At 70.1% G+C, this 12964-nt stretch carries 10 protein-coding genes; all 10 read left to right on the plus strand.

The annotated features are described in order from the left end of the window. Window positions 1-81: 81 nt before the first annotated feature. The 10 genes from ACFXKA_RS24745 (at window position 82) to ACFXKA_RS24790 (ending at window position 12860) form a co-directional block, all read left to right on the plus strand. On the plus strand, window positions 82-1698 hold the full coding sequence (locus tag ACFXKA_RS24745; protein WP_379429077.1) for a UDP-N-acetylmuramoyl-L-alanyl-D-glutamate--2,6-diaminopimelate ligase: 1617 nt from the start codon (window positions 82-84) through the stop codon (window positions 1696-1698). Beyond that, window positions 1695-3179: a UDP-N-acetylmuramoyl-tripeptide--D-alanyl-D-alanine ligase gene (gene murF / locus ACFXKA_RS24750; protein ID WP_379429078.1), complete on the plus strand. Its 1485-nt coding sequence runs from the start codon at window positions 1695-1697 to the stop codon at window positions 3177-3179. Before ACFXKA_RS24745 ends, murF begins: the two co-directional genes overlap by 4 nt. After that, entirely contained in the window at window positions 3176-4252 is a 1077-nt protein-coding gene (gene mraY / locus ACFXKA_RS24755) for a phospho-N-acetylmuramoyl-pentapeptide-transferase (protein ID WP_354843024.1), read from the plus strand. Before murF ends, mraY begins: the two co-directional genes overlap by 4 nt. A gap of 49 nt (window positions 4253-4301) precedes the next feature. Then, on the plus strand, window positions 4302-5744 hold the full coding sequence (gene murD / locus ACFXKA_RS24760) for a UDP-N-acetylmuramoyl-L-alanine--D-glutamate ligase (protein ID WP_354843229.1): 1443 nt from the start codon (window positions 4302-4304) through the stop codon (window positions 5742-5744). Next, on the plus strand, window positions 5741-7240 hold the full coding sequence (gene ftsW / locus ACFXKA_RS24765) for a putative lipid II flippase FtsW (protein WP_379429079.1): 1500 nt from the start codon (window positions 5741-5743) through the stop codon (window positions 7238-7240). Before murD ends, ftsW begins: the two co-directional genes overlap by 4 nt. A 77-nt stretch (window positions 7241-7317) precedes the next feature. After that, on the plus strand, window positions 7318-8763 hold the full coding sequence (gene murC / locus ACFXKA_RS24770; RefSeq protein ID WP_379429147.1) for a UDP-N-acetylmuramate--L-alanine ligase: 1446 nt from the start codon (window positions 7318-7320) through the stop codon (window positions 8761-8763). Window positions 8764-8769: 6 nt separating this feature from the next. Continuing rightward, window positions 8770-9630, plus strand: a complete 861-nt coding sequence (locus ACFXKA_RS24775) for a cell division protein FtsQ/DivIB (protein ID WP_379429080.1) — start codon at window positions 8770-8772, stop codon at window positions 9628-9630. A 320-nt stretch (window positions 9631-9950) separates the two neighbouring features. Further along, window positions 9951-11210: a cell division protein FtsZ gene (gene ftsZ / locus ACFXKA_RS24780; protein ID WP_379429081.1), complete on the plus strand. Its 1260-nt coding sequence runs from the start codon at window positions 9951-9953 to the stop codon at window positions 11208-11210. 139 nt (window positions 11211-11349) lie between these two features. Continuing rightward, window positions 11350-12090, plus strand: a complete 741-nt coding sequence (pgeF, locus tag ACFXKA_RS24785) for a peptidoglycan editing factor PgeF (RefSeq protein WP_379429082.1) — start codon at window positions 11350-11352, stop codon at window positions 12088-12090. After that, on the plus strand, window positions 12087-12860 hold the full coding sequence (locus ACFXKA_RS24790; protein WP_354843009.1) for a YggS family pyridoxal phosphate-dependent enzyme: 774 nt from the start codon (window positions 12087-12089) through the stop codon (window positions 12858-12860). The genes pgeF and ACFXKA_RS24790 overlap by 4 nt, the downstream gene beginning before the upstream one ends. The last annotated feature ends 104 nt before the right edge of the window (window positions 12861-12964 follow it).

Below are 12964 nucleotides of genomic sequence, written 5' to 3' on the forward strand. Positions count from 1 at the left end.
AGGAGCTTCGTGCCCGCGCAGTCGGTTCCGTACAGCGGTGATCGAGCAGAGCCGCCGAGCGGAAGAACGGCGGAGCCGCAGGTGCTTCGGCCCGCCACGCCGCCGGCGACCACCCTGCGCGCGGTGGCGGAGCTGACGGGCGCGCGGCCCGCGGAATTCGCAGCGGCTCTCGAGGACATCCAGGTCACCGGCATCGAGCAGCGCTCGAACGCGGTGCTGCCGGGTGACCTGTTCGCCGGTCTGGCCGGAGCCCACGCGCACGGCGCGCGTTTCGCCCACGACGCGGTCGAGCGTGGCGCGGTCGCGGTGTTCACCGATCCGGCGGGCGCGGAACTGATCGGCGAGATCGCCGTCCCGGTGCTCGTGCACGATGCGCCGCGCACGGTGCTCGGCGAGTTGTCCTCGGCCCTTTACGGTGATCCGTCTCGCAAACTCCGCATCGTCGGTATCACCGGTACGTCCGGCAAGACGACCACGTCGTATCTGGTGGAGGCCGGGCTCGCCGCGGCCGGGCTGCGCACCGCCCTCATCGGCACCATCGAGACCCACATCGGCGGCGTCCGGGTGCCCTCGGCGCTCACCACACCTGAGGCTCCGCAGCTGCACGCCATGTTCGCGCTCATGGTCGAGCGGGGCGTGGACGCGGTGGTCATGGAGGTCTCCAGTCATGCCCTGGCGCTGGGCCGGGTGGACGGGGTGAGCTTCGCGGTCGGCGCGTTCACCAACCTGTCCCAGGACCACCTCGACTTCCACGCCGATTTCGAGGACTATTTCGCCGCCAAGCGCCGCCTGTTCATTCCGGACGGCCCGGACTCGGCCGCTACCGCGTGCCCGTCGGTGGCGGCGCGTACGGCCGTGATCTGCGTCGACGACAAGTGGGGCCGGCGCCTGGCAGATGACGTATCCGACTGCCTCGCAGCCGGATCCGGTGATACCACCGGCCGCCTGCGCACGGTGGCGACCCGGCCGGGCGTGCCCGCGGACTGGACCGCCGGCGTGGCCACCGCCGGACTCGGCGGCACCCAGGAGTTCACCGCTTCGGGGCCGGGTGTCAATGTGGATGTGCGGCTGCGGCTTCCGGGTGCGTACAACATCGCCAATGGAATCCTGGCCGTCGCGGTGTGCGCGGCGGCCGGGGTCGAGGCGGAGGCTGCCGCTGCGGCGCTCGGCACGGTCGATGTGCCGGGCCGCATGCAGCGGGTGGATAAGGGTCAGGAGTTTCTGGCCGTGGTCGATTACGCGCACAAGCCCGCCGCGATCGAATCGGTCGTGGCGACCCTGCGCACGTGGTTGGCCGAACAGGGGGAGGGCCGTCTGGCCGTAGTGGTGGGTGCGGGCGGTGATCGCGATGCCGGCAAGCGGCCCCTGATGGGTGCGGCGGCGGCGCGCGGCAGCGACCTGGCCATCATTACCGACGACAATCCGCGCAGCGAGGACCCGGCCGCCATCCGCGCCGCGGTGCTCGCCGGTGCCATACAGGTACCGGTCGCGGAACGCGGTGAGGTCCGGGAGGTTGGGGACCGGGCGGTCGCGATCAAGACCGCCGTCGACTGGGCGCAGCCCGGCGACGTGGTGCTGGTCGCGGGCAAGGGACATGAGACAGGGCAGGAGATTTCAGGCGTGAAGCATCCGTTCGACGACCGCGAGGTACTCGCGGCCGCCCTGTCGGAAAAGACGAGGGACCTGACGCTTTCATGATCGAGATGACTTTGCGGGAGATCGCGGAGGTCGTCGGCGGCACGCTGCACGACGCCCCCGATCCCGAGGCGAAGGTCACCGGCTCGGCCGAATTCGATTCGCGCCGTATCGGTTCCGGTGACCTGTTCCTGGCGCTGCCCGGTGAGCGCGCCGACGGCCACGACTTCGCGGCGCAGGCCGTCGCGCAGGGCGCGGTCGCGGTGCTGGCCGCCCGGCCCGTCGGGGTGCCCGCCATCGTGGTGACGCCCCGTCCCGGGAACACGCGCGCCATCGCGCTGGCCCACGACACCGACGGCTCCGGCGCGGCGGTGCTGGACGCGCTGGGTGCGCTGGCCCGCGCCAGCGTGGACCGTCTGGTCGAGGCCGGGAACCTGACGGTGGTCGGCGTGACCGGCTCCGCGGGCAAGACCTCCACCAAGGATCTGCTGGCGGCGGTGCTCGCGCCGCTGGGACCCGTTGTGGCCCCGCCCGGTTCGTTCAACAACGAGCTCGGCCACCCGTGGACCGCGCTGCGCGCCGACGCCGGCACCCGCTTCCTGGTGCTCGAGCTGTCCGCCCGCGGACCCGGGCACATCAAGGCGCTCACCGAGATCGCCCCGCCGGGTGTGGGTGTCGTGCTCAATGTCGGCACCGCGCACCTGGGCGAGTTCGGCAGCCGCGAGGTGATCGCGCAGACCAAGGGTGAGCTCGTCGAGGCCCTGCCGGCCTCCGGGCTGGCGGTGCTGAACGCCGACGACCACTTGGTCGCGAAGATGGCCGATCGGACCGCCGCCCGCGTGGTGACCGTCGGTCAGGTCGCCACCGCCGACGTCCGCGCCTCCGACGTGGTCCTCGACGAGCAGGCCCGCGCCCGATTCACCTTGCACGCCAACGGCGAATCGATCGAGGTCCAGCTGGCCGTGCACGGTGAGCACCAGGTCGGCAATGCGCTGTCCGCGGCCGCCGTCGCCCTGGACCAGGGCGCGGACCTCGCGACCGTCGCGCGGGCGCTGTCCGGCGCGACCGCCGTCTCGGCGCACCGCATGGATGTGCGGACCCGTGCCGACGGCGTCACCGTCGTCAACGACTCCTACAACGCCAACCCGGATTCGGTGCGCGCCGCGCTCAAGGCGCTGGTCACCATGTCCAAGGCCGGGACCGAGCCGCGTCCCAGCTGGGCGATACTCGGCGAAATGGCGGAGCTGGGCGAGGAATCCGTCCTCGAGCACGACAAGATCGGCCGTCTGGTGGTGCGCCTGGATGTGGATCGCCTGGTCGTGGTCGGCCAGGGCCGCCCCGTGCGGGCCCTGTTCCAGGGCGCGGTGCAGGAGGGCTCCTGGGGTGAGGAGGCCATCCACGTGCCGGACATCGACGCGGCCATCGCCCTGCTCGACGAGGAATTGGAGCCGGGTGCGGTGGTGCTGGTGAAGGGTTCGAACTCCGCGGGCCTGTGGACGGTCGCCGACCATCTGATCGGCGCGGATCAGGAGGCCGCGCGATGACCCAGATCCTCTTGTCGGCGGCGATCGCGCTGACCGTCTCCATCCTGCTGACCCCGGTGGTGATCCGCTACTTCGCCAAACAGGGCTTCGGACAGGAGATCCGGGTCGACGGCCCGGAGAGCCACAAGGCCAAGCGCGGCACCCCCACCATGGGCGGCGTCGCCATCATGATCGGCATGTGGGCCGGCTACCTCGGCTCGCATCTGATCTCCATGACCTATGGCGAGCCGGGCCCCTCGGCCTCGGGCCTGCTGGTCATGGGCCTGGCCACCGCGCTGGGCTTCGTCGGCTTCACCGATGACCTGATCAAGCTGCGCAAGCAGCGCAACCTGGGCCTGACCGCGGCCGGCAAGTACATCGGCCAGCTGACCGCGGCCGTCGTGTTCGGCGTCCTGGCCCTGCAGTTCAAGAACATTCACGGCCTGACCCCCGGCGACAAGCGCCTGTCCTACACGCGCGACATCAATACGCTGTCGATGAGCGTGGTGGTCTTCCTGGCATTCGTCTGCCTGCTGGTGGTGGCCTGGTCCAACGCGGTGAACCTGACCGACGGTCTCGACGGCCTGGCCGCCGGCTCGATGAGCCTGGTTTTGGGCGCGTACATGATCATCACCTTCTGGCAGTGGCGTAACTCCTGCTCCGCGCACGCGGTCGCGGGCTGCTACCAGGTTCGGGATCCGCTCGATCTGGCCCTTGTCTGCGCCGCGGGCGGCGCGGCCTGTATCGGCTTCCTATGGTGGAATGCCGCGCCCGCCAAGATCTTCATGGGCGATACCGGCTCGCTGATGCTGGGCGGTCTGCTCGCGGGCCTGTCCATCACCACCCGCACCGAGCTGCTGATGGTCGTCATCGGCGCGCTGTTCGTGGCCGAGGCCGCGTCGGTGGTGCTGCAGGTGGCGGTCTTCCGCGCCACGCGCAATCGCCTGTTCAAGATGGCACCGTTCCATCACCACTTCGAGCTGAGCGGGTGGGCCGAGACCTCGGTCATCATCCGGTTCTGGTTGCTGGCCGGTATGGCCTCGGCGATCGGACTGGGCCTGTTCTACAGCGAATACCTCTCTGCGGCAGGGTGAGTGAGCAATGTCCGAACATTCTCCGAGGGTCCTGCGATCGCCGGGGCCCATGCTCGAATTCCTGCGTGGCCGTGATGTGCTGGTGGCCGGTTGGGGCGTCTCCGGACGCTCGCTGATCGAGCCGCTGCAGGACATCGGCGCGCGCCCGGTGGTCACCGACAGCGGCGAGAAGGCGCTCACCGAGGCCGCCGAACTGGGCCTGGGCACCGCCACCAGTGCCGACCTGCTCAAACCCGATGCGCTGCAACGCTTCGCGCTGGTGATCACCAGCCCGGGCTGGCGGCCGGACTCCCCGGTGCTGGTCTCGGCCGTCACCGAGGGCATTCCGGTGTGGGGCGATGTCGAGTTCGCCTGGTGGGTCGATCAGGCCCGCATCTACGGCCCGGTCCGCAAGTGGCTGGTGGTGACCGGTACCAACGGCAAGACCACCACCACCCAGATGACGCACTCGATCCTGCGCGCCGCCGGGATTCCCTCGGTGGCCTGCGGCAATATCGGCCTGCCCATCCTGGACGCGCTGCGCCGCACCCCGGGCCCGCAGATCCTGGCGGTGGAACTGTCCTCGTTCCAGCTGCACTGGGCGCCGTCGGTGCGCCCGGAGGCCGGCGTGGTGCTGAACGTGGCCGAGGATCACCTGGATTGGCACGGCGGCCTGGACGCCTACGCCGCCGCCAAGGCGCGCGCGCTGACCGGACGGGTCGGCGTGGTCGGCCTGGACGACGCCGTCGCCGCGGCGCTGGCGCGAAAGTCCAAGGCGCGCCGCACCGTCGGCTTCCGCATCGGCGTCCCCGCCGACGGCGAGCTGGGCGTGGTGGACGGCAAGCTGCTCGACCGCGCCTTCACCAAGGCCGCCATCCTGGCCGAGGTCGGCGACATCAGCCCGCAGGGCCCGGCCGGTGTGGCCGACGCCCTGGCCGCCGCCGCCCTGACCCGATCCATCGACGTGGCACCGCAGTTCGTGAAGGAGGGCCTGCAGGAGCACAAGGTCGGCCCGCACCGGGCGGCCTTCGTGCGGGAGCTGTCCGGCGTGGAATTCGTCGACGACTCCAAGGCCACCAACCCGCACGCCGCGCGCTCCTCGATCCTGGCCCACCCCAGCGTGATCTGGGTGGCCGGCGGTCAGCTCAAGGGCGCCAGCGTCGAGGACCTCATCGAGGAATGCCGCGAGCATCTCGTCGCGGCCGTGCTGTTCGGCCAGGACGCGCCGGCGATCGCGGCCGCACTCGCGCGACACGCGCCCGATGTGCCGGTCGTGGAGCTGAATTCGGGGGACGATGCTCGGATGGGTGACCCCTTCACCGAGATCGAGCCCGAAGCGGTGATGGCACGCGCGGTGCGCGTGGCGGCCGGCTTCGCCCACCGCGGCGATACCGTGCTGCTGGCCCCGGCCGCGGCGTCCCTGGACATGTTCGCCGACTACACGCACCGCGGCCGCAGCTTCGCCGCCGCCGTGCAGGCCCTGGACGAGAAGGACATCGGGAGAACCGAATGACGACGGCGACGCCGCGGCGGGCCGGGAACCAGACCCAGCGACCGAGAATCGGATGGTTCGGGGCCTGGCTGGCCCGCCCGCTGGCGTCGTTCCATCTCGTGGTGGCGATCGCGGTGCTGCTCACCGTGCTCGGCCTGGTCATGGTGCTCTCGGCGTCCAGCGTGGAGTCCTACGCCGACGGCGGCTCGGCCTACCGGCTGTTCATCCAGCAGGCGGTGCTGGCCGTTTTCGGCGCGGTGCTGTTCTATATCGCGCTGCGGGTTCCGATGCGGGTGATGCGCCGGCTGTCGTTCCCGGTCTTCGCGCTGTCGGTGGTGCTGCTGGTGCTGGTGCTCATCCCCGGCATCGGCAGCGAGGTGCAGGGTTCGCGGCGCTGGTTCGACCTCGGCGTGGTGTCGGTGCAGCCCTCGGAGGTCGTGAAAGTCACTCTGGTGGTGTGGGGTTCGCACCTGCTGGCCTCCCGGCAGACCGAGAAGGCCGGGTACAAGGACATTCTCATGCCGCTGGTGCCGGCGGGCCTGCTGGTGTGCTTCCTGGTCGTGCTGGAACCCAACCTGTCCACCACCATCGCGCTCGGCATCGTGCTGACCTCGCTGCTGTGGTTCGGCGGGCTGCCGCTGCGCATGTTCGTGACCATCGCGGTCTCGGGTGGCGTGGCGGCGGCGATCCTGGCGCTCTCGGCCGGCTACCGGTCCGACCGCATGCGCGCCTTCTTCAGCCCGGGCGACGACCCGCAGGGCATCGGCTACCAGGCCCGGCAGGCCATGTACTCGCTGGCCGACGGCGGCATCTGGGGTCGTGGCCTGGGTCAGTCCCGGGCCAAGTGGAGCTATCTGCCCAACGCGCACAACGACTTCATCTTCGCCATCATCGGCGAGGAACTCGGGTTCCTCGGATGTGCGCTGGTGCTCGGGCTTTTCGCACTCTTCGTCTACGCCGGTTTGCGGATCGCGACCCGCTCGGTGGATCCGTTCATCCGGCTGCTCACCGCCTCGGCCACCACCTGGATCACCTGTCAGGCGCTGATCAATGTCGGCTATGTCGTCGGTTTGCTGCCGGTGACCGGCCTGCAGCTGCCGCTGGTGTCGGCGGGTGGTTCCTCGCTCGCTATCACGCTGCTCATGTTCGGCATCATCGCCAATGCCGCCCGGCACGAGCCCGAGGCGGTGGCGGCCCTGCACGCGGGCCAGGACGGCCGCTTCAGCCGGCTGCTGCGCCTGCCGAAACCCGAACTGTACTCGCCTGCGCGGGCGCAGGCCTCCCGGGCTCGCACCAAGGCCAAGGCCAAGGCGAAGGCCAAGGTGAAGTCCGCCCCGCAGCGGCGCGCGCTACCCTCGGGTCGGAGCCGGGGCGGCTCGGAGTCGTCGGCGCGGCGGTCGATAGATTCGGATTCGGCCCGGCGCAGCAGCCGCTCCACGGAGTCGTGGCGCAGCACCCGGGCCTGGGAGCCCAACTATCCGATGAAACACGCGAGGGAACGGGGTAATTCGAGGTGACAGTGGAGCGGCCGGACAGCGATGTGGGAACCGCCGAGGCTCACACCGACCTTCCCGACCATCTGCAACGCGTGCACATGATCGGCATCGGTGGTGCCGGTATGTCCGGGATCGCCCGAATTCTCCTGTCGCGTGGCGGCATGGTCTCCGGCTCCGACGCCAAGGAGAGCCGCGGCGTGCTGGCCCTGCGGGCGCGCGGCGCGCAGGTGCGCATCGGCCACGACGCCGGCGCCCTGGATCTGCTGCCCGGCGGGCCCACCGCGGTGGTGACCACCTACGCCGCCATTCCCAAGACCAATCCCGAGCTGGTGGAGGCGCATCGGCGCGGCGTGCCGGTGCTGCTGCGCCCGGCCGTGCTGGCCTCGCTCATGCAGGGCCACAAGACGCTGCTGGTGTCGGGCACGCACGGCAAGACCTCGACCACCTCCATGCTGGTGGTGGCTCTGCAGCACTGCGGGTACGACCCGTCCTTCGCCGTCGGCGGCGAGCTCAACGAGGCCGGCACCAATGCCCACCACGGCACCGGCGGCATCTTCGTGGCCGAGGCCGACGAGAGCGACGGATCGCTGCTGCAGTACGCGCCCGACGTCGCCGTGGTCACCAATATCGAGTCCGACCACCTGGACTACTTCGGTACGGACGAGGCCTACGTCCAGGTCTTCGACGACTTCGTGGACCGGCTCGAACCGGGCGGCCGCCTGGTGGTGTGCGTGGACGATCCGGGTTCGCTGGGCCTGGCGCAGCGGTCGGTGGCCCGGCTGGCCGAGGATCCGCGCGGCATCCAGGTGATCGGTTACGGCTCCGGCGATTTCGCCACGTCCGGTGTCCCGGTCGGCGCGCAGCTGCTGTCCTGGGAGCCGCGCGATGTCGGCGGCGTGGCCGTCTTCCAGCTCGCCGACGAGCATGCCCCGCGCACCCTGCGCCTGTCGGTGCCCGGCCGGCACATGGCCCTCAATGCGCTGGGCGCGCTGCTGGCCGCCCGCGCGACCGGCGCCGACATGGGCGAGATCATCCAGGGCCTGGAGGGTTTCGGCGGCGTGCACCGCCGCTTCCAGCTCACCGGACGCGAGAACGGCGTGCGCGTCTTCGACGACTACGCCCACCACCCGACCGAGGTGCGCGCGGTGCTCTCCGCCGCCGCCGAACTGGTCGCGCAGGAGGCGCGTGACGGCGCGCGCTCGCGGCCGGGCCGGGTGATCGTGGTGTTCCAGCCCCACTTGTACAGCCGCACCGCCACTTTCGCGACCGAGTTCGGCGCGGCGCTGTCGCTGGCCGACGAGGTGGTGGTGCTCGATGTGTACGGCGCGCGTGAGGAACCGCTGCCGGGTGTGAACGGTGCGCTGGTGGCCAACGCGGTCACCAAACCCGTGCACTACCAGCCGGATATGTCCCGGGTCGGCAAGCAGGTGGGCGCGCTGGCGCGGCCCGGCGACGTGGTGATCACCATGGGCGCGGGTGATGTGACCATGCTGGGCAGCCAGATTCTGGACGGGCTGCGCGCACGACCCTCACACGGACGGTGAGCCACCGTGGGCTCGGGTGGGGGAGCGGCGGATCGTCCGGATCCGGCCGCCGGCGATAGCTACGACGCGGACGATTACGACACCGAATCCGCTGCGGCAGCGCACAACAGCGCCGAATCCGCGGGCGAGAGCGCGGCGGCCCGGCGGGCCCGGCTGCGCCGTGGGCGGGTCCGCCGCGAATCGCGGATCGTGACGGCGTGGCAGTCGCGCTGGGTGCGGTGGGGCGCCCTGGCCGGGGTCGTGGTGCTGATCGCGTTCGGACTGGTCGCCTGGTTCACGCCACTGCTGTCGGTGCGCACGGTGCAGGTGGAGGGGCTGAGTGCCGTTCCGGAACAACAGGTTCAGGACGCGCTAGAGGTACCGGACGGTCTGTCCATGATGCGGCTGGACACCAATGCCATGGCCGAACGGGTCTCGCGGCTGCCCAAGGTCCGTTCCGTGCGCGTGCAGCGGGTGTTCCCGTCCACGGTCCGGGTGACGGTGGTGGAGCGCACCCCCGTGCTGTACTTCGACAGTCCCGACGGTGCCCATCTGCTCGATTGCGACAGCGTGGAATTCGCGATCGAGTCGCCGGGACCGGGGGTACCCAAACTGGTGACCGATCATCCGGGCGGATCGGACCCGGTGACCAAGGCCGCGGTGGTGGTCATGGCAGCGATTCCGGTTCCGCTGCGCGACGAGGTCGGTGTGGGAGCGGTTGTGGCCCGCTCGGTTTCGGATATTGCCCTGGAGTTGCGTGATGGCCGGACCGTACTCTGGGGCGGAACCGCGGACTCCGCGCGCAAGGCCGCGGTGGTCGGACCCCTGCTTTCCCAGCCGGGCAAGGTATTCGATGTTTCGAGTCCGAATCTGGTCACGGTAAAGTGAGCGATACCCATTGGGCTGCCGAAATTTTCGGTGGTTTGCCGGAAGGGCACCGTCGGTTCCGATCCAGGACCGGAGGGCAACCGTCCACGATACGATGCTCGGGTGGGTCGGACGAGTCGAATCACACAAGATTCTGATGCTCGGTTCGGCGCGCCTGCGCCCGTAACGCGGTGGCTGCGAATACCGTTCGGCACCAGTCGGATACTTGACATAACGCTGAACCTATGGTTGAGGGTTTATCGGACCGAGACCATAGTGCCGGTATTTTGCGAGTAGCCGAAGACGACAAGCTGTTTCAGATCGAAGGAAGGCGAGAGCCCATGACGCCCCCGCACAACTACCTTGCTGTGATCAAGGTCGTCGGTATCGGCGGCGGCGGCGTGAACGCCGTCAACCGGATGATCGAACAGGGACTCAAGGGAGTCGAGTTCATCGCCGTCAACACCGACGCGCAGGCGTTGTTGATGTCGGATGCGGACGTGAAGCTCGATGTCGGCCGGGAACTCACCCGCGGTCTGGGCGCCGGCGCCGATCCGGAGGTGGGCCGCAAGGCCGCCGAGGATCACAAGGACGAGATCGAGGAAGTCCTCAAGGGCGCCGACATGGTCTTCGTGACCGCCGGCGAGGGTGGCGGCACCGGCACCGGCGGCGCGCCGGTCGTGGCCTCCATCGCGCGCAAGCTCGGCGCGCTCACCATCGGTGTTGTGACGCGGCCGTTCTCGTTCGAGGGCAAGCGCCGCAGCAACCAGGCAGAGGCCGGCATCCAGGCCCTGCGCGAGTCCTGCGACACCCTCATCGTCATTCCGAACGACCGGCTGCTGCAGCTCGGCGACGCGGCCGTGAGCCTGATGGACGCCTTCCGCTCCGCGGACGAGGTGCTGCTCAACGGTGTTCAGGGCATCACCGATCTGATCACCACCCCGGGTCTGATCAATGTCGACTTCGCCGACGTCAAGTCGGTCATGTCCGGCGCGGGCTCGGCTCTCATGGGCATCGGCTCGGCCCGCGGCGAGGGCCGGTCGGTGAAGGCCGCTGAGGCAGCGATCAATTCGCCACTGCTGGAAGCCTCCATGGACGGCGCGCACGGCGTGCTGCTGTCCATCGCGGGCGGCTCCGACCTCGGCCTGTTCGAGATCAACGAGGCCGCCTCGCTGGTGCAGGAGGCCGCGCACATCGAGGCCAACATCATCTTCGGTACGGTCATCGACGATTCCCTCGGCGATGAGGTCCGCGTCACCGTGATCGCCGCCGGCTTCGACGGCAGCGGGCCCTCCCGGCGCATCGAGCCCGCGGTCAGCCGGTTCACCAATACCGGCGGCACCGCGAGCGCCAGCGCCGGAAGCGTCGGCCGCCCACACGAATACACCGCGGCCCGCACCTCCGAGCCCGCTCCCGCGCCGCGCCCCGAGCCCGCGCCGGCCCCGCCGCCGCAGCCGGTCGCCGAGCGCGGCCCGGCCCCGTCCTACAGCGCGCCCCGGCCGGCCGTCGACCCGACGGTCGCGAGCAATACTCGCGGCCACATCCAGCCCCCGGACGCCGATGACGACGACGTCGACGTCCCCTCCTTCATGCGCCGCTGACGTTGCGCCGCTGACGGATTCATCCATCGCGCCCGCTCCGGCTCCGGAGCGGGCGCGATGTCGTTCCCGGGCGGTGGTGTCGTTCCGGGCGCGGAGCTGGGTTCGGGGTTGCCCGCCGGTGACTACTACCCTCGAAGGCATGACAGCAGCGGCACGGGTATTTCGGACCAGACGGGTTGTGACGACGCGGGCGGGCGGGTTCTCGGCCGCGCCGTACGACTCGTTCAACCTGGGCGATCACGTGGGTGATGATCCGGAGGCGGTGCGGCGCAATCGGGTTCGGCTCGCGGAGAACATTGGGCTCGCGCCGGACCACCTGGTGTGGATGGAGCAGATCCACGGGCGGAACGTGGAGATCGTGGACGGGCCGCGGACCGAGCCGGTGCCCGCCACCGATGCGCTGGTGACCACCCGGCGCGATCTCGCGCTGGTGGTGCTGACCGCCGACTGCGTGCCGATCCTGCTGTCCGACGATGAGGCCGGCGTCATCGCCGCCGTGCACGCGGGGCGGATCGGGGCCCGGATCGGGATCGTGCCGCGAGTGCTGGAGGCCATGATGTCGGTGGGCGCGCAGCCCGAGCGCATCGGCGCGTTCCTCGGCCCGGCGGCCAGCGGTCGCCAGTACGAGGTGCCCGCCGCCATGCGCGCCGATGTCGAGGCGCATCTGCCCGGCAGCGCGACCACCACGGCCAAGGGCACGCCCGGCCTGGATCTGCGCGCGGGCATCCGCCGGCAACTGGAGGCGGCCGGCGTGGGCGCGGTCGTGGTGGATCCGCGGTGCACCATCGAGGACCGGACGCTGTTCTCGCACCGCCGCGACGCGCCGACCGGCCGACTCGCCGGTGTGATTTGGATGTCATCCGAGGGAGTTTCAGAATGACCGAAAGCTTCACCGCCGCAGAGGGATCCGATGCGGCGCAGGTCACGTCCGGCGGTGGTCGCGCCGGCGAACTCGCCACCGCCCTGTCGGCACTCATCGAGCGAATCGACGCAGCGTGCGCGGCCGCGGGCCGGGCACCGGGTTCGGTGCGCCTGCTGCCGGTCACCAAGTTCTTCCCCGCCTCGGATATCGAGATCCTCTATGGATTGGGCTGCCGCGAGTTCGGCGAGTCCCGTGAGCAGGAGGCGGCGGACAAGGTGGCGCAGCTGCGACACCTGTCCCAGATACGCTGGGACTTCATCGGACGCCTGCAGCGGAACAAGGCGAAATCCGTTGCACGCTGGGCCGATACGGTCTACTCGGTGGACAGCGACCGGCTCGCGAGCGCCCTCGACGCCGCTGCGGAGGCCGCACTGGACGACGGATCCCGCACCACCCCCTTGCGGGTGCTGCTCCAGGTGTCCCTGGACGCGGACCCGTCCCGCGGCGGCGCCCGCGACGCGGCCCTGCACGCGCTCGCCGATCAGGTCGCCGCGTCGCGATCCCTGCAGCTCGCAGGCCTGATGGCCATCCCGCCACTGGACGTGGAACCGGATGCCGCCTTCGAGCAACTGGCCCGCATCCACGCCGCATTAACGACTGTCCACCCCGATGCGAAAGAACTGTCGGCGGGCATGTCCGGCGACTTGGAGTCGGCCATCCGCCATGGATCCACCTGCGTGCGTGTCGGTACAGCCCTGATGGGCGCGCGACCGATAACCTCGGCGTAGCAAAGAAACCTCACCAGTCACATTCGAAACATATGCTTGGTGGCAGACGAGGACTGAGCAGGACAACACCCCAGGCCAACCGGGGCCGAAGGAAGGTCGACCAG

The organism is Nocardia sp. NPDC059228 (genome assembly GCF_042754245.1).
Taxonomy (GTDB): Bacteria; Actinomycetota; Actinomycetes; order Mycobacteriales; family Mycobacteriaceae; genus Nocardia.

What these genes read in the sequence shown, in the direction of transcription:
- ACFXKA_RS24790 (WP_354843009.1), top strand. Translation starts at nt 12,087, where the DNA reads ATGACCGAAAGCTTCACCGCCGCAGAGGGATCCGATGCGGCGCAGGTC.
- murC (WP_379429147.1), top strand. Translation starts at nt 7,318, where the DNA reads ATGATCGGCATCGGTGGTGCCGGTATGTCCGGGATCGCCCGAATTCTC.
- ftsZ (WP_379429081.1), top strand. Translation starts at nt 9,951, where the DNA reads ATGACGCCCCCGCACAACTACCTTGCTGTGATCAAGGTCGTCGGTATC.
- murF (WP_379429078.1), top strand. Translation starts at nt 1,695, where the DNA reads ATGATCGAGATGACTTTGCGGGAGATCGCGGAGGTCGTCGGCGGCACG.
- murD (WP_354843229.1), top strand. Translation starts at nt 4,302, where the DNA reads ATGCTCGAATTCCTGCGTGGCCGTGATGTGCTGGTGGCCGGTTGGGGC.
- pgeF (WP_379429082.1), top strand. Translation starts at nt 11,350, where the DNA reads ATGACAGCAGCGGCACGGGTATTTCGGACCAGACGGGTTGTGACGACG.
- ftsW (WP_379429079.1), top strand. Translation starts at nt 5,741, where the DNA reads ATGACGACGGCGACGCCGCGGCGGGCCGGGAACCAGACCCAGCGACCG.
- mraY (WP_354843024.1), top strand. Translation starts at nt 3,176, where the DNA reads ATGACCCAGATCCTCTTGTCGGCGGCGATCGCGCTGACCGTCTCCATC.